General features: G+C 46.8%; 19 protein-coding genes and 1 pseudogene. 9 read left to right on the plus strand and 11 right to left on the minus strand.

The window, feature by feature from the left end:
• Positions 1-43: 43 nt before the first annotated feature.
• On the minus strand, positions 44-397 hold the full coding sequence (tnpB, locus tag EA26_RS04715; RefSeq protein WP_039423669.1) for an IS66 family insertion sequence element accessory protein TnpB: 354 nt from the start codon (positions 395-397) through the stop codon (positions 44-46).
• The gene (tnpA, locus tag EA26_RS04720; protein ID WP_039423672.1) at positions 394-714 is read right to left on the minus strand and encodes an IS66 family insertion sequence element accessory protein TnpA; all 321 of its coding nucleotides are present in this window, start codon (positions 712-714) and stop codon (positions 394-396) included. The genes tnpB and tnpA overlap by 4 nt, the downstream gene beginning before the upstream one ends.
• Before the next feature lie 476 nt (positions 715-1,190).
• Between tnpA and ltrA the strand changes: the two genes are divergently transcribed.
• Together ltrA and EA26_RS04730 are read left to right on the plus strand one after the other, a co-directional pair.
• Positions 1,191-2,678, plus strand: coding sequence for a group II intron reverse transcriptase/maturase (gene ltrA, locus EA26_RS04725; protein ID WP_052079615.1), 1,488 nt, complete (start codon positions 1,191-1,193; stop codon positions 2,676-2,678).
• Positions 2,679-2,681: 3 nt separating this feature from the next.
• Complete coding sequence (locus EA26_RS04730) at positions 2,682-3,119, plus strand: hypothetical protein (protein WP_152593657.1); 438 nt, start codon at positions 2,682-2,684, stop codon at positions 3,117-3,119.
• Positions 3,120-3,162: 43 nt separating this feature from the next.
• On the opposite strand, the gene EA26_RS04735 is transcribed toward EA26_RS04730, so the two are convergent.
• From EA26_RS04735 to EA26_RS04755, 5 genes are all read right to left on the minus strand, one after another.
• On the minus strand, positions 3,163-3,615 hold the full coding sequence (locus EA26_RS04735) for an NfeD family protein (protein WP_039424676.1): 453 nt from the start codon (positions 3,613-3,615) through the stop codon (positions 3,163-3,165).
• Positions 3,616-3,624: 9 nt separating this feature from the next.
• The gene (locus EA26_RS04740; protein WP_193244131.1) at positions 3,625-4,530 is read right to left on the minus strand and encodes an SPFH domain-containing protein; all 906 of its coding nucleotides are present in this window, start codon (positions 4,528-4,530) and stop codon (positions 3,625-3,627) included.
• Positions 4,531-4,711: 181 nt separating this feature from the next.
• Positions 4,712-5,566, minus strand: a complete 855-nt coding sequence (locus tag EA26_RS04745) for a co-chaperone YbbN (protein ID WP_039424694.1) — start codon at positions 5,564-5,566, stop codon at positions 4,712-4,714.
• Between the two features lie 297 nt (positions 5,567-5,863).
• Positions 5,864-6,691, minus strand: coding sequence for an SDR family oxidoreductase (locus EA26_RS04750; RefSeq protein WP_039424706.1), 828 nt, complete (start codon positions 6,689-6,691; stop codon positions 5,864-5,866).
• A gap of 24 nt (positions 6,692-6,715) precedes the next feature.
• Complete coding sequence (locus EA26_RS04755) at positions 6,716-7,630, minus strand: TIGR01777 family oxidoreductase (RefSeq protein WP_039424723.1); 915 nt, start codon at positions 7,628-7,630, stop codon at positions 6,716-6,718.
• 215 nt (positions 7,631-7,845) lie between these two features.
• On the opposite strand from EA26_RS04755, the gene EA26_RS04760 reads away from it, so the two are divergent.
• From EA26_RS04760 to yfcE, 5 genes and pseudogenes are all read left to right on the plus strand, one after another.
• Complete coding sequence (locus tag EA26_RS04760) at positions 7,846-8,580, plus strand: DUF1538 domain-containing protein (RefSeq protein WP_039428775.1); 735 nt, start codon at positions 7,846-7,848, stop codon at positions 8,578-8,580.
• Positions 8,577-9,361, plus strand: a pseudogene (locus EA26_RS04765) (DUF1538 domain-containing protein). Before EA26_RS04760 ends, EA26_RS04765 begins: the two are co-directional and overlap by 4 nt.
• Positions 9,351-9,692, plus strand: coding sequence for a P-II family nitrogen regulator (locus tag EA26_RS04770; protein WP_039424735.1), 342 nt, complete (start codon positions 9,351-9,353; stop codon positions 9,690-9,692). Before EA26_RS04765 ends, EA26_RS04770 begins: the two are co-directional and overlap by 11 nt.
• The gene (locus EA26_RS04775) at positions 9,689-10,105 is read left to right on the plus strand and encodes a CBS domain-containing protein (protein WP_039424738.1); all 417 of its coding nucleotides are present in this window, start codon (positions 9,689-9,691) and stop codon (positions 10,103-10,105) included. Before EA26_RS04770 ends, EA26_RS04775 begins: the two co-directional genes overlap by 4 nt.
• 35 nt (positions 10,106-10,140) lie before the next feature.
• Positions 10,141-10,686, plus strand: a complete 546-nt coding sequence (gene yfcE / locus EA26_RS04780; RefSeq protein ID WP_039424741.1) for a phosphodiesterase — start codon at positions 10,141-10,143, stop codon at positions 10,684-10,686.
• Between the two features lie 28 nt (positions 10,687-10,714).
• Here yfcE and EA26_RS04785 read toward each other — a convergent pair whose 3' ends face one another.
• The 4 genes from EA26_RS04785 to EA26_RS04800 are packed head-to-tail and all read right to left on the minus strand — an operon-like array spanning position 10,715 to position 13,182.
• A complete protein-coding gene (locus tag EA26_RS04785) occupies positions 10,715-10,993 on the minus strand; it encodes an Rdx family protein (protein ID WP_039424744.1) in 279 nt (92 codons plus the stop codon).
• 9 nt (positions 10,994-11,002) lie between these two features.
• Complete coding sequence (locus EA26_RS04790; protein WP_039424747.1) at positions 11,003-11,758, minus strand: sulfite exporter TauE/SafE family protein; 756 nt, start codon at positions 11,756-11,758, stop codon at positions 11,003-11,005.
• Between the two features lie 39 nt (positions 11,759-11,797).
• Positions 11,798-12,328: a regulatory protein ToxS gene (locus tag EA26_RS04795; RefSeq protein ID WP_152593709.1), complete on the minus strand. Its 531-nt coding sequence runs from the start codon at positions 12,326-12,328 to the stop codon at positions 11,798-11,800.
• Positions 12,328-13,182: a winged helix-turn-helix domain-containing protein gene (locus tag EA26_RS04800; RefSeq protein WP_039424753.1), complete on the minus strand. Its 855-nt coding sequence runs from the start codon at positions 13,180-13,182 to the stop codon at positions 12,328-12,330. The genes EA26_RS04795 and EA26_RS04800 overlap by 1 nt, the downstream gene beginning before the upstream one ends.
• Before the next feature lie 254 nt (positions 13,183-13,436).
• Between EA26_RS04800 and htpG the strand changes: the two genes are divergently transcribed.
• Both htpG and adk read left to right on the plus strand, forming a co-directional pair.
• Complete coding sequence (gene htpG, locus EA26_RS04805) at positions 13,437-15,344, plus strand: molecular chaperone HtpG (protein ID WP_039424757.1); 1,908 nt, start codon at positions 13,437-13,439, stop codon at positions 15,342-15,344.
• Between the two features lie 379 nt (positions 15,345-15,723).
• Complete coding sequence (gene adk / locus EA26_RS04810; RefSeq protein ID WP_039424758.1) at positions 15,724-16,368, plus strand: adenylate kinase; 645 nt, start codon at positions 15,724-15,726, stop codon at positions 16,366-16,368.
• The last annotated feature ends 67 nt before the right edge of the window (positions 16,369-16,435 follow it).

The following is a 16,435-nucleotide window of genomic DNA, read 5'->3' on the forward strand; positions in this document are numbered from 1 at the left end:
AAATCATGACGTTAACGCTTGGTGGATAAGACTTTATTATCGCTTAAGTCATTGTAAAATCGTTTATTTCAATGGGTTTATGGCCGATAATCGTGAAGCCAGAAAGCAGTCTATCAAGCTCGAATTGAGTTAGGGTAAACACCTCATTTTGCTCTTTGGAAGGCCACTTGTACTTGGCTTTTTCGAGGCGCTTGTACCAAAGAGCGAAGCCTGTTTTATCCCAGTACAACACTTTGACTTTATCGCGCTGTTTGTTGGTGAATAGGAACAGCGCACCACTGCCCAAGGGTAAGTCGGTGTCACTTTCGATAATCGCCGCGAGGCCGTTGATGGACTTTCTAAAATCGACGCTTTCGCGATAGAGATAGATTTCGGGAGCACTGAGCATACGTTTCATGACAGCGCACCGATAAGCTCTGCGAGATAGGTCGCTGGCGTGCCTTGTGGGATGCTCAGTTCAACATCATTGACGAGCAGGGTCATATTGGCAACGGCAACGTGAGTGGCTTGATACTTTGTGGTCTTTTCAACGACTTCTGTTTTAACAAAGCCAACCGTGTTCGGTTTTTCGCAGTGCTTTAACTGTTGGCGCTTAGCGTAAAAAGTGGAGAGACTCAGTCCGTTACGTTCACAGAATAATCGTTGTGATAACTGGCTGGATTCATAGTGTTCGAACAGGGTTCGCCATTCTTGGTTAGTGCGTCGTTTGGCCATTTCAAATCTCCTTTGGGTTGGAGGTTTGATCTTATTATTCGGGCTAGACGATTAGAATGCGGGGTTTATGATGCGCTTAGAACGCTAGGCAAAGCTGGCGAATAAATAATGGGTGGAAGTCCCATCTCAGTAAGGACTAACCATCCGCTGGGTCCTCGAGCTATGCGCTGAGTGTGGGTAACTGCATTAGTGAAGTGTTAGTAGAGGCATCTGTAGGCTAAGTATTGAGCCACGAAATTCAGTTTGGAAGTGGAGATGTTGTTAAGCGAAGCAGAATCCAATAGTGACAAGAGCGTAATTTGGTGAGTTCTTGGGCACACTTCCCGGGGTCGGAGACCTTATGCATACAGAGAAATTTATACGCCGGAACCTAGGAGATCCTATACAGTCCCGGTAAGTATCAACCGGGCATAATTATTGAACCCTCTCAGGCAAGATAAATATGGTATAGGAAGTCGGACAGGATAATAGTACTGATGAAACAGACGAACAAAACTCGTAAAACAGACGCGGAGTCTGCGGAGGGAAGTATCCTGACCAAGGGGAATGGTCAACAGTCTAACCACGGCCAGACACAGAGCTGGATCCCCGTGATGTCAAAGTTGGTGGCCATACGCAAACTCGCAGCTCAAAATAAGACACTGAAGTTTAACAACCTTCTTCATCTTATAACGGAAGAATTGCTCATGGAGTGCTTTTACACTCTCAAGCGTGATTCTGCCGCAGGGATCGATGGGGTAACATGGGATAAATATCAATTATTCTCAAAACAGCTCATCAAGCAGCTATGTGAAGATATTCAATCAGGACGATATAAGCCAAAACCTGCCAGAAGAATTTATATCCCTAAACAAGACGGTAGTCAGCGACCGCTGAATATCCTATGCATTAGGGACAAAATTGTTCAACAAGCAGTCAGTAAAGTTCTAGAATCGATCTATGAGAGCGACTTTATGGGCTTTTCATATGGTTTTCGACCAGAGCGGAATCAGCATCAAGCTCTTGATGCACTGTATGTTGCTCTCAACCGGAGAAAGATAAACTGGGTGCTTGATTTAGATATAACCAAGTTCTTTGATACTGTAGAACATGATTGGTTGATCCAGTTCTTAGAGCACAGAGTCGCAGATAAACCATTGCTCAAAATTATTACCAAATGGTTAAAAGTAGGGTACGTTGATGAACATAACCAGCGAGTTAAATCGCTCCTCGGGACTCCTCAAGGATCGGTGATCTCACCATTGTTGGCAAATGTTTATCTTCATTATACTTTTGATCTTTGGCTGAACCGAGAACGGCATCGAAGTGCAACTGGCGATGTCATCATGGTTAGGTACGCTGACGATGCTGTTATCGGTTTTCAGCATAAAAATGATGCAAATGCGTGTTTAGAGGGGTTGAAAAGACGCCTCTCTCAATTTGGCTTATCCGTTCATCCGGACAAAACCAAGTTGATACATTTTGGACGATTCGCTTTTGAAGACTTTAAAAGAGGGAAAGTTCAAAGACCAGGAACCTTTGATTTCCTTGGATTCACACATTACTGTGACCTGACTAAGAGCCAAAAGGCCATAATGATCAAGCGGAAGACAATCAAAAAGCGACTTATCAGTAAGATAAAATGGGTCAGACAGGAGCTAAAGAAAAGGCTTCACTTACCGCCGTGGAAGGTTGGAAAGTGGCTGAATCAGATTATTCGAGGGCACATCAACTATTATGGTGTCCCAATGAATGGTAGCTCCCTAAATCTGTTTATTACAGAGATCACTAATGCATGGCTAAAGCAACTGCGAAGGCGTAGCCAGCGTCATAAAATGACATGGTCACGTTTTAGGAAATTAGTTGATTACTGGATCCCCAAAGCAAGAATTGTCCACCCTTATCCTGAGCAGCGATTTGACGTTAGACCCAAGGTAGGAGCCGTATGCGTTAGTAGCGCACGTACGGATCTGTGCGGGGGGTAGCGGGTGACCGCTATTCCTACCGCGACCGAAATACCTGTTCAACAAGGATTTTTCAATAAATTTGAAGGCTCTATGGTCACGTTTCTTTTAAGCTCGGGACCAAAACATTCTGTCAACATCAGTGTTCCTAAAGCTTACTTTAGCCAAGTCGAGAAAGAAGGTGAATTTATCCTTGGTAAAGACACAGGAGGAGAAAGGGGGATCAATGTGTCTACTCCTAGTAAGAGCGAAACACGCTCAACTGAAATGGTCAAATACTGGTATGACAAGGCCTCTGAATTGGAACAGAAAGAGTTCATTAACTACGCCTTTATTAATAGGGATGGGATTGTAGAGAAAGTGAGTGGAGAGACTCCAGCTATGAATATGATGGTGTATTGGTATGGAGAGGCAACCCTGCAAGAAAGAAAAATGCTGTTGAAATGGTTAATCTCTCAATAACTTTGAGAAGGGGCTCAGAACTAAAGCCCCTGAATAACTTGTCTTACTCAACAACTTCGATAGTAAGAACAATGCCATCTACTCTGGCTATTTTGACCTTGCTTCCGGCAAGTATGGCTGAATCAGACTTCGCAGACCAAGTTGTATCGGCTATCCGAATTCGGTTCATTCCTACCTGAATATCTTCTTCAAGAATCAATTCTTGGCCAACGAGTTGTTTCTGCTTTTGGTTGAGATCGCGGGAGGCGTCGCTTTGCTTATCATGCTTTAATTGGCGCCGCCACCAAATCCACGTTGTTGCCAGTGAAAAGGCGGCGAAGGCGCTCCATTGCACTGGCCAAGCAAATGACATCAATGAAAGAAGCAGACCAACGGCGAGCGCAGAAATACCGAACCAGAGAAAATAACCTGCGGTACCGAGTAATTCGACGGCCAATAAGGCCAGCCCGAGAGCCAGCCAATGCCAGTGATTCATGCCTTCGAGTAATTCGACCAAGGGACCTCCTTAGTGGTTGTCTTTGCTGTGTTTAAACATTTCAGCAATACCAGCGACTGACCCCATTAAACCCGTAGCTTCAAGTGGCAGCATGATGATCTTGCCATTCTCGGCCTGACCAATGGCTTTAAGGGCTTCAGTATAGCCCTGGGCAATAAAGTAGTTGACGGCTTGCATGTCCCCTTTGGCGATTGCTTCTGAAACCATAGTTGTCGCTTTAGCTTCCGCTTCGGCTGCACGCTCGCGCGCTTCTGCCTGTAAAATGGCGGCTTGTTTTTCCCCTTCGGCTTTTAAAATTTCCGACTGCTTTTGACCTTCCGCGCGTAGAATTTGTGCTTGGCGAACCCCTTCTGCTTCCAGAACTTCGGCACGTTTATTCCGCTCTGCTTTCATTTGCGCATTCATCGCTGCCGTTAGGTCGGCTGGCGGCTGTACATCCTTGATTTCGATACGAGTAACTTTGATCCCCCAAGGGTTGGTTGCTTGGTCAACGATAGAGAGCAGCTTAGTGTTGATCATGTCACGTTGACTGAGCATTTCATCCAGCTCCATAGAGCCGAGTACGGTACGCATGTTGGTCAGAGTTAAGTTGCGGATTGCGTGTTCAAGATCGTTGACTTCATAGGCTGCGCGAGCCGCATCTATGACCTGCACAAAACAGACGGCATCAATGGTGACGTTCGCGTTGTCTTTTGAGATGACTTCCTGAGCAGGAATATCAAGTACTCGCTCCATCATATTGATTTTATGACCGACCGAATCAATAAAAGGAATGATGAAGTTAAGTCCTGGCTTGAGGGATTGTGTGTAGCGGCCAAAGCGCTCCACTGTCCAGTTGTTCCCTTGTGGGACCGTTTTAACGCCGGCAGCAATGAAAATAATAACAACGAAAACGAGTACAGCTATGGTGATCATAGAGTCGATAGGCATGAGAAAGTCCTTGGTGATAATTAACTTATGCAATTGGTTTATTTTTGCTTAGTTTATAAACAAAAACAACGTGATAAATGCGAACTTCCCCCCGTTTCAGACAAAATAAAAGCCGGTAAAGTCCGGCTGTAAATTATTGATTTAACTTTAGTAAGTAAGAGCTAATTTAGTAGAGGATCGAGTAAAGCTGGCGACGATAGCGGCTGGATATCGCATTACCTTGTCCAAGTGCAGAGAGGATGTCCATAAACGTTTTCTTCACCCCGCCATCACCAAGATTGAGGTTGGTTTTCAATAGGTTCCATAGTATCTCCAACGCCTCTTCCTCACGTCCTACGTGTTGGTATTGCACCGCTAGCTCACAGGCAAGCGTGTGGTTTGTTGGATCATTTTGATAGTCAAGTTCGAGTTTTTGAATTTCAGGGCTATTAGCAGCTTGCTTTTGCAACTCTAATTTTGCTTGTAAGCCTTTGAAATAGTTGTCTTGGTATTCAAGCGGAATGGATGACAGCAGTTGTTCGGCTGCCTCTGCCTGATTCGCTTCCAGCAGGCAGTCTGCCATGGCCAGTTTAACGTCACCACGTTGTTGTAGTTCCATTGGCAATGCACGCAAAGTATTTAGTGCTTGTGGATACAAACCGTTTTGCATCTCTTCGATGGCTTGCTGTAGTGCGAGCTCCTCTGCGGAGGGAAGATGCTTGCCGAGCATTGCCTGAATCGCCTCAATAGATTGAGCACCGCCAAGGCCATCGACCGCTTGGCCATTAATAAACAGAGCGATAGTGGGTAATACCTGCACACCGAATTGAGCAGCAATCGGCCCCTGTGCTTGGCAGTCCAGCAGCGCTAAGGTAAAAGCCCCTTGATATTTCTGGGCCAACTGGCGCAGAGCGGGCAGTATCTCGGTACTCTCTGGATACGCATTCGCCCAGAAATGAATCAAAATCGGTGTCTGCGCTGAGCGCTCTAGGATTTCACGAAAATTTTGTTCGTTGATATCAACAATAAAAGGGGAGTGCATGTCAGGATCCTTGTTGAATGTATAACGGCTTTGCAAGATATGGGGGAGTTAGCGCGTATTTTCAAGCGTAAAAACAAAACGCTGCATGGAGCAGCGTTTAGTGGCGTGGCAAGCGAAAGTGCCTAAATAAGAAGAAATATTGTCAGCACCACACCTACACTCAACCAGTTAAGTTGATTTAGTGTCATATTGAAACATGTCTTATATGCGTAGATTAGGTGAAAGTTGACTTTGGTTTTGTCACGCTGAACAAGATATCACCACATTGTTACGAGAAAATTACAGTTCTTGCATTGGTTATGCGGCGCGCCTCAAAATCTCATCCATCCAGCGAGCAGGAAGAAGCCGTTTAAGATACGCAAATAGAACGGTTGGCGTGGTGACTCGGTAGCGAATTTTTGGTTTTGAGCTGGAGAGTGCGTGCAGCACAGGCGCAACGCAGGATTGTGCTGGTAAAACAAAACGGTTGCTAGAGGTCTCATTTTCTAAGCGGCTGCGCTGGGCAAGATAGTGTTCTTTATGCGGACTGTTCTCAATATCAATCCATTTCATAAAAGCGGCGAGTGCATTTTGTCGAAAGCGAGTCTCGATCGGGCCAGGTTCAAGTAGAGCAATGTGGATATTGCTGCCGTATAGCTCTAGGCGTAAGGTATCTGTCCAACCTTCAATAGCAAACTTAGATGCGTTATAGGCTCCACGGTATTTCATTGCGGCAAAGCCGAGCACGGAGCTGTTCTGGATGATTCTCCCTTCATTTTGCTGCCTCATAATCGGCAAGACTTCTCGTACCAGTTGATGCCATCCAAAAAAATTACTCTCAAATTGTTCACGCAGTGCGTCGGTGGGGAGATCTTCCAGCGCGCCGGGTTGTCCATAGGCACCGTTGTTAAATAGCCCGTACAACTCTCCATTAGTGAGTGCTAAGGTTTGTTCTACTCCACGGGTAATGCTTTGGCTATCAGCAAGATCCAACTGAATACAGGTCAAACCTTCTTGGCGTAGCCTGATGACATCCTCTTCTTTTCGGCAGGAGGCTATCACGTTAAAGCCCTGTGCTTGAAGGGCGTGGGCACAAACATAGCCAATACCACTGGAGCAGCCAGTGATTAATACCGATTTGGTCATTTCGTTTCCTTGTTTTTCTCTTAGTTAGTTTTCGCTATGTAATAGACATTTTAGCGCCAGTTCAACGCGCGAATAATGGAAGGTAAATCCAAGTTCTGTCAGCTTTTTCGGTTTAGCGCGGATACTATCGAGTAGAAGGCAGGCGGATTCTCCCATCAGGAGTTTGATTGCCCATTCCGGTGTCATCAGCAGATGGGGGCGACCTAACGTTCTGGCGAGAGTTTCGCTGAAAACCTTGTTGGTCACCGGATGAGGTGCGCTGAGGTTGTATGCGCCCTGCGCATGAGGAGTCTCAAGTAAATAGACAATCGCTCGGACCATGTCTTGCAGATGAATCCATGGCAGGTATTGCTGTCCATTGCCAATTGGCCCACCTAAACCCAGACGGTATGGTAGCAGCATTTTAGCCAGCGCACCTCCGCCTAAGCCCAGCACCACGCCCGTACGCAACAAACAAACGCGGGTTTGTTCTGATTGGGCTCGCTTGGCAATCTGTTCCCAACGTTCACACACGGTATGGGTGAAACTCTGGCTATGCACGTGCAAACTCTCATCGAAGGGATGTGCTTGCTGGTCGCCATAATAGCCCACGGCAGAGCCACTGATGAACACGGCGGGCGGTTTGGTACTGGCGTGAATGAGTGCCACCAATTTCTCGGTCAGTTGCCAACGGCTTTGACAAATGATCTGCTTTTGTGACTTGGTCCAGCGTTTATCCGCGATAGGTTCCCCCGCGAGGTTAATCACGGCATCAACGTCGTTCAGATCATGCAGCTCATCTAAATGAGACAAGTAAGTGATGTTACCTCGGTCAGCGAAATGCAGCCGCTGCTTGGCGGCAATCGTGTCTCTGGTCAACAATACGATTTGATGTTCACTCAATATCTTGAGCAGTTCGCAGCCGATAAAACCCGTTCCACCAGTCAATAGTATCTTCATGTGCCCCTCCATGCTGTTGTTAGTATATGGCAGAGTGAAATACGCAGCCAACTCCAAGACAGGTCATTGATTCATTTCATTTTCGTTCAGAGCTCAGTCACAGTTTTAATAAAAGGTAACAAGATGTGACATCGCTCGAAAGTCAAGTTACATCACCAAGCAAAATTATCTGCAATTATTACAAGTAACCACCATGTTGAAGGGAAGATTGCATGATGTCCGCCATGCTTGCTCTTTTGCGCGCCTTTGCCGCCAGTGCCCGAGATCTGTTGCCAATTGTTGTGGTGATTGCCTTCTTTCAGCTGGTGGTATTGCAGCAACCATTACCAAACTTGATGGCCATCGTTTCTGGCTTGGTGTTGGTTATCCTCGGTTTAACCTTCTTTATTTTCGGTTTAGAAATGGGGCTCTTTCCCATCGGCGAGTCGATGGCACAGGCATTTGCACGCAAAGGCAGCCTGTTTTGGCTGTTCGTCTTCTCTTTTTGTTTGGGATTCGGCACGACTATCGCAGAGCCAGCATTGACTGCCGTGGCGGACGAAGCCGCTCAAGTTGCGGCGGAAGGGGGAGTGATAGCGGAGGACCAATACGCCATGGATAGCTACGCCAATGGATTGAGGATCACCGTGGCCTTATCGGTGGGGGTGGCGATTGTGCTAGGCGTGCTCAGAATCCTGAAGGGCTGGCCGATCCACTATGTGATTATCGGTGGTTACGTCATTGTGGTGATTCTTACTGGCTTCGCGCCAGAAAACATCGTTGGGATTGCCTATGACTCTGGCGGCGTGACCACGTCGACCATTACCGTGCCACTCGTGACGGCGCTGGGAGTGGGTTTAGCTTCGGCGATTAAAGGGCGCAACCCGATGTTAGACGGATTTGGCTTGATTGCTTTCGCCTCTTTGCTACCGATGATCTTCGTCATGATTTACGGCATGGTGGTGACATGATGGAGTTGAGCCATTTTTTCGATACCTTGCTCAGTACGGTGGTCGATGTGATGCCGATTGCGGCCATTTTGTTTGGTTTTCAGTTTGCTGTGTTGCGCAAGCCGATCCACAATCCGCTGAAAGTATTGCTTGGTTTTCTCTACGTTATCTTGGGGTTGGCACTGTTTCTTATGGGCCTTGAACTCGCGCTTTTTCCGCTGGGAGAAACCATGGCAAGTCAGCTCACAGCAACACACTTTTTGACTCAAGTGCGTATTAGCTTAGGCAGCCAACTGGAATGGTTCGACTACTACTGGGTTTATCTGTTCGCCTTTTTCATTGGTTTTAGTACTACGGTGGCGGAGCCCTCGTTGATTGCTGTGGCAATCAAAGCCAATCAAGTATCCGGTGGCAGTATCGGCGTTACTGGTCTGAGAGTGGCCGTGGCACTCGGGGTTGCTGTGGGCATCGCGCTTGGCAGCTACCGTATTGTTGTTGGCGATCCCATTCATTATTACATCATTGTCGGCTACATCTTGGTTGTCATTCAAACTTACTTTGCTCCGCGATTGATTGTCCCTCTGGCTTATGATTCTGGAGGGGTGACGACCTCGACAGTTACGGTTCCGCTAGTGACGGCGCTGGGGCTTGGGCTTGCTTCCACCGTTCCCGGTCGCAATCCGCTCATCGACGGATTGCTTTTGCCAGCTTATTTCCCATTATCTCAGTGATGGGGTACGCGCAAATCACACAGTGGCTGAATCGTCGGCAAGTATCAAAGGAGAATGAAAATGCGCTTTAAACTGATTCTGGCGTTTGTTGAAGACAGCAAAACAGACATTGTGTTGGATGCTGCGCGTGAGGCAGGCGCGACTGTAATTAATAATGCGCGCGGTCAAGGGTTAAATCAAAAACGGACCTTCTTTGGCTTGACGTTAGAAGTACAAAAGGACGTATTACTTTTTGTGGTGGAAGAGCATCTGTCTCGCCATATTCTCGAGACAATTAGCGACGTCGGAGAGTTTGATGTGGAGTCGGGGCAGGGCATCGCCATCCAAATTGACATCGAGGATGCGGTGGGTGTTGCCCATCAGGTTGCCAAGTTAACCAAAGTGGTAGAGGACGAACTATGAACAGTCATGACAGAATTCAAGTGCGGGATGTGATGGCTAACATGTATGTGATGGTCGACGGTCTGACCACAGTGCATGAAGGTATCACACTGGCAAGGAAACATCAGGTGAAAGCGTTAGTGGTCGACAAACGCCACCAAGATGATGAGTATGGGATTGTTTTGATGAACGATATTGCGAAAAAAGTGTTGGCAAAAAATCGTTCGCCGCATCGAACCAATATCTATGAGATCATGACCAAACCCGCGTTGTGCGTCTCGCCAGATATGAACGTCAAATACTGCGCGCGTTTGTTTGAACGTTTTGGCATCAGCCGTGCCCCAGTGATTGAAAATGGCAAACTGATTGGCATGGTCAGTTACAACAACATCGTCATGAATGGCATGGCTCGGGATGACGAGCAAGAATCTTAAACGTACAATACCCTGATGAAATAAGGGGAAATGTTGTGAAACTGTTTTTTGCTTCTGATCTGCATGGCTGTCTTGAGGCCACCAAAGCGATGTTGACATGCTTTGAAAACTCCGGTGCTGAGCATTTGATCTTGTTGGGCGATCTATTAAATCATGGGCCGAGAAATCCGATTCCGCGCGCCTACAATCCGCCAGAAGTGGCGCGACTGCTCAATGAGTACGCCGATAAGATTATTGCCGTGCGTGGAAATTGCGATAGCGAAGTCGATCAAATGTTGCTGTCGTTTCCGATGATGATGGATTACGCCTGGGTTTTGCTTGAACCTGGGCGTAAGGTATTCCTCACTCACGGCCATAAATACCATGCCAAACAAAAACCAGTGTTGTGCGCCGGGGATGTATTGGTGCATGGCCACACGCATATTGCCGTAGCACAATGGGAAGAGGGGAATCTTATCTTTAATCCCGGCTCGGTGACTTTCCCAAGAGAGGGCAAACCGGCCAGTTATGGGGTGTATGACTCGGGCACTTGGTCAGTGATTGCACTGAGCGGTGAAACTCTGCTTGCAACCACGATGTGAGAAAGTGAAAAAGGCAGCTTGGCTGCCTTTAGTTTCTGTCTGAGTGGCCCAAATCTCTTTCTGGATCAATTCTATCTCGGACTTTTTGTTTCAGCACTTTGGCCTCAGGAAATCCACCATCTGCTTTGCGCTCCCAAATGGACACATCATTACAGAAAATTTCAAACCGGCCACCTGTATCTGGGTGAAGGCTGACCGTCTCAATTTCTTCACTGAAGGTGTGCAGCAGTTCTTGCGCCAACCAAGCGGAGCGGAGCATCCAATTGCACTGACGGCAATAATAGATGTCGATTTTCGCTTTTGTCATACTTTTCCTTTAAAACAACAATTTTAAACCAACGGCGAACGTGAGCACTTCAAAGGCGATTTTGACCACGTTATTGCTAAGTCTCTGGCTTATCCAAGCGCCCAAACCGCCCCCGAGGAAGGAGCTCAATAACAGCACAGGCAACCAAGGCCAATGAACGGGAGCACCAGCTTCTACAACGGCCAAACCTCCGATACCGTTCCAGAATAAACCGACGCAAATCATTGTCAATGCGACGGCTTGTTTGTAGCTGTAACCAAACCAGCGTACCAAAAAGAGCGTCACCAGTAATCCTGATCCTGCAGTTAAGGAGCCATTAATGACGCCAATCAAAACCATCACTATGCCGCCGATCAGCCATCCATGCATATCTCTATGATTGGCTTGTTCACTCTGGCCGAGTTGCTTTTTAACTCGTGAATAGAGGCCTAGCGCCAATATCATCAAACCAAGCAGCATTTGGGCGGTTTTCTCTGGGATAAGCATGACCAAATTCGCGCCCGTGACTACGCCAATACTGCCTGTTAAAACCAGATAAACGATAACCTTGCCATTAAGTGAACCTGAACGTAAGTGAGTAAAGGCTGCGCCTAAACCGAGCGCCACGCTGGCAAGTTTGTGGGTAGCAAGAGCAATTGCAAAGGGAAGCCCCATGAAAATTAGGAGGGGGAACTGCAATAGACCAGCGCCGCCCCCAGAAACCGAGGCGAGAGTGTTGGCCACTAGTGAGCCCCAAAAAAGCAAAGCGGTGTTAATCCAATCCATTGAATTCACTAAAAAGGGAGTGTTACCTCCCTTGGTTGATTAGTTCGAGAATAGCACGGTTGAGCCGTGATTCAGGCTGGTTAAAAGCAGCGTTTTTTCGTTGACGATGTCAATTCTCCGGCTTTGCTGCGCGTCCATTTTGAACACTTTGGTGATCACTTTCAGTTGTGCTTCTGAGAAATCTTGGTTTTTAGACGATGAGATGTCTTTAAACTCTTTCGGCGTGACCAGCAAGTAATTATCGCTCACATCCCATTGCCCCGATTCGGAAATGCTGATGGTGACTTCTTGAGAAGATTCATGTGAAAACAGCTTGAGCATCGCAACGCGAATGTAGTTGCCATTTGGCAAATATTTCACATTTGATGTGACAGTCACCTTGCGTAAAGGGCCAACCGTGCCATCGGGGTTGAGCTCATCATTGATCACTGTGACCATATTGGACTGCCACTCATTGGCGGAGAGGATCTGTTCGACCTTCAGATCACTTCCCCAGTAAAGCCAAGCACTGAAGAGCGTTGAAGCCACCAAAAGTAGAGAGGCGATTTTAATTTTCATGCGCGTCCTCATCATTTACAAATGGAACCAAGGTCATTTTGTTCGGCCACAATTCTCAACGTAATGTTTTCACTAGAATGGTTGAGGTTATGAATGTAGTTCAGCGTCAGTTGATTGTTTTGTCCACCCGTTGCAATGACTTTCACCGGCGTCGATTCACCGAGGTGAACTTCTGCATATTTATTCACGCACTGTTCAATGGACGGTAACCAAGCCTGCAACGGAGGATGGTTAATCGGGGTCAGTACTTGAATGGCGCCCACCTTCGCCAATACCCGGAATTTAGATTCAGCAGGATTGGTAAACAACATCACACTTATTGGCAGCAAGATGGAAAATAGCCACATGGCGATGATGTACCAACGGGTTTTTGGCGCCGTCATTGGCTCTTGGTGATTGAGAGTTTCGACTTCTATTAAGTCGCTGGCGTAGTCGTCTGACACTATTTCAATATCTTCGCTACCAGGGGCGTCAGCTTCAGATGCTTCCTCAATGCTGCTCGACTTGTCTGACAGTAAAGGGTTAATTCTCTCCACCGCACAGATGAGCTGATAGCCGCGCTTTGGCACCGTTTTCACAAATTCAGGCGATTTAGTGGAATCTTTGAGCATTTTACGCAAAGTAGAAATAGCTTGGGTCAAGCTAGAATCATCCACTTCGAAACCCTGCTCACGCCAGACAAACTCATGCAACTCGTTGCGACTTAAAACTTCATTTGGTCTCTCTGCCAACATCAGCAGAATACGACTTTCATTACTGCCCAGTCGTACGATTTCGTTGCTGAAATCTTGATCAAGTAATGTATTGCTGTTCGGATCAAAAACGAACCGTTGTGCGATAACAAACTTAGTGCCGATATGACTCATGACATTCTTCTTATATTATGTTTTTATTTTTCAATATCTTATGTTTATTTGGTGCGCTAATGGTTGCATTAGCAATGTTAATGTTTCCGTATGCATGCGGATAGGATAATTAAATTTATGCAAAAAAACAGCGTTTTCCCCACAATTGACCTTGAATTTACATTTGTCAGCCACATGTTAAGTGGCAGAACATCCAAGATGTACAATCAACCTATTTAGTCGTTAATACTGTTTAAAGTTACATTGGAGTGAAAATGAGCGAGACAAACGTAGCAAACAACAAAGAAACTCGTGGCTTTCAGTCAGAAGTAAAACAGCTTCTTCATCTAATGATCCACTCTCTGTATTCCAACAAAGAGATCTTTTTACGCGAGTTAATCTCAAATGCATCAGATGCGGCGGATAAGTTACGCTTTCAGGCCCTCTCTGATCCCGATCTTTATCAAGGTGATGCAGACCTTGGCGTGAAGCTCTCTTTTAATGTTGAAAACAACACACTTACCATCTCTGATAACGGGATTGGTATGAGCCGCGAGGAGGTGATCTCTCATCTCGGAACCATTGCGAAATCAGGTACAGCGGAATTTTTCTCTAAGCTCTCACAAGAGCAATCAAAAGAGTCGCAATTGATCGGCCAGTTCGGCGTTGGCTTCTACTCGGCGTTTATCGTCGCTGACGCGGTGACGGTGCGTACTCGTGCGGCTGGGTTGTCTGCTGATGAAGCGGTGATGTGGCACTCTGCGGGAGAAGGTGAGTACACCATCGAAGACATTCACAAAGAATCGCGCGGCACGGACATCATTCTGCACATGCGCGAAGATGGCAAAGAGTTCTTGAATGAGTGGCGCCTACGTGATGTGGTGAGCAAATATTCCGACCATATCGGCATCCCGGTTTCGATTCAAACCAAGGTTCGTGATGAAGAGGGCAAAGAAACCGACCAAGTTCAATGGGAGCAGATCAACAAGGCACAAGCGCTTTGGACGCGTAACAAAGCCGACATCACTGATGAAGAGTACCAAGAGTTTTACAAACACGTTTCTCACGATTTTGCCGATCCGATGCTTTGGAGTCACAACCGCGTCGAAGGCAAAAACGATTACACCAGTTTGCTTTATATTCCTGCTAAAGCGCCTTGGGATATGATGAATCGTGACCATAAGTCCGGTTTGAAATTGTATGTTCAGCGGGTGTTTATCATGGATGACGCAGAACAGTTTATGCCGTCATACCTACGTTTTGTGCGTGGCTTGATTGATTCAAACGATCTGCCGCTCAACGTGTCGCGCGAAATTTTGCAAGACAACAAAGTCACCCAATCACTGCGCAACGCTTGTACCAAGCGAGTGCTCACAATGCTAGAACGTATGGCGAAAAATGATGCTGATAAGTATCAGCGTTTTTGGAAAGAGTTTGGCTTGGTGATGAAAGAAGGCCCAGCAGAAGACTTTGCCAACAAAGAGAAAATTGCCGCGCTATTGCGTTTTGCTTCGACTGAAGTTGACTCTGCTGAGCAAAGCGTCTCGCTTGAATCTTACGTTGCCCGTATGAAAGAAGGTCAAGACAAGATTTACTACCTGACGGCGGATAGCTACGCGGCGGCGAAGAACAGCCCACACTTGGAGCAGTTTAAAGCCAAAGGTATTGAAGTTATTCTGATGTTTGATCGCATCGATGAGTGGTTGATGAACTACCTAACTGAGTTTGATGGCAAGCAGTTCCAATCGATCACCAAAGCGGGCCTTGATCTCAGCAAGTTCGAAGACGAGCAAGAGAAGGAAAAGCAGAAAGAGACGGAAGAAGAGTTCAAGTCGGTGGTTGAGCGAACTAAAAACTACTTGGGTGAGCGCGTCAAAGAGGTACGTACGACCTTCAAGCTAGCCAACACGCCAGCGGTCGTTGTCACCGACGACTACGAAATGGGTACGCAAATGGCGAAGTTACTCGCTGCTGCCGGTCAAGCGGTGCCTGAAGTGAAGTACATCTTTGAACTGAACCCAAATCATGCCCTAGTACAGCGCATGGCCGATGAAGCGGATGAAGAGGCATTTGGTCGCTGGGTTGAAGTACTGCTGGGGCAGGCAATGCTTGCTGAGCGTGGCTCGATGGAAGATCCAAGCCAATTCTTGGGGGCGATCAACACGCTTTTGACTAAGGGCTAATAACGTTTGCCGCGAAAAGTCGCTACTTATGCTCTTTTTGCGTGCATTTGCATTCATTTTGCAACAGTTTGTTGATCGATGGCGTGAAGTGTGAGTACTTGAGCATTCTTTAGTCTTAATTCGCGCTTGAGAACAATATTGTGTGGTAGAATGCAGACTTGAAACGAAATAAACAGGCGTGTAAGGTGCACGCCTGTTTTGTTGTTAACTATAAAAGCAATTATACCGAAACTTACCGTGAGCTTGTGGCATCGGACTGGTTAGGGATTTCAACGAGTCAAGCTAGACTCGTTTTTACTCTTTATCGCTTCGCTCGTCGACCACGTCACTGACATAGTGAGCTTCGGTATAAATCATCATAATCGAAAGAGGATTCAACATGCGCATCATTCTTCTAGGTGCTCCAGGTGCAGGTAAAGGCACGCAGGCTCAATTCATCATGGAGAAGTATGGTATTCCACAAATCTCTACTGGTGACATGCTACGTGCCGCTATCAAAGCAGGTACTGAGCTTGGTAAACAAGCAAAAGCTGTGATCGACGCTGGTCAACTAGTTTCTGATGAAATCATTCTAGGCCTGATTAAAGAGCGCATTGCTGCGGAAGATTGTGCAAAAGGCTTTTTGCTAGATGGTTTCCCACGCACAATTCCTCAGGCTGATGGCTTAAAAGAGATGGGTATCGCGGTTGATTACGTGATCGAATTTGATGTTGCGGATGAAGTGATCGTAGAACGTATGGCAGGTCGTCGCGCTCACCTACCTTCTGGCCGTACCTACCACGTGGTTTATAACCCACCAAAAGTGGAAGGCAAAGACGACATCACAGGTGAAGATCTTGTGGTCCGTGATGACGATAAAGAAGAAACGGTCCGCGCACGTCTGGGTGTGTACCATTCGCAAACAGCACCACTGATTGCTTACTATGGCAAAGAAGCGGAAGCGGGCAACACCAAGTACCTCAAGTTTGACGGAACGAAGCAAGTTGCTGAAGTGAGCGCTGATATCGAGAAGGCATTGGCATAATAGGTCGTACCTATTACCAATAATCGCAAAATGTTTGTTATAGTGAAAGCGGCCTTAGGGTCGCTTT

Origin of the sequence: Vibrio navarrensis, assembly GCF_000764325.1 — a bacterium.
GTDB classification, from domain to species: Bacteria; Pseudomonadota; Gammaproteobacteria; order Enterobacterales; family Vibrionaceae; genus Vibrio; species Vibrio navarrensis.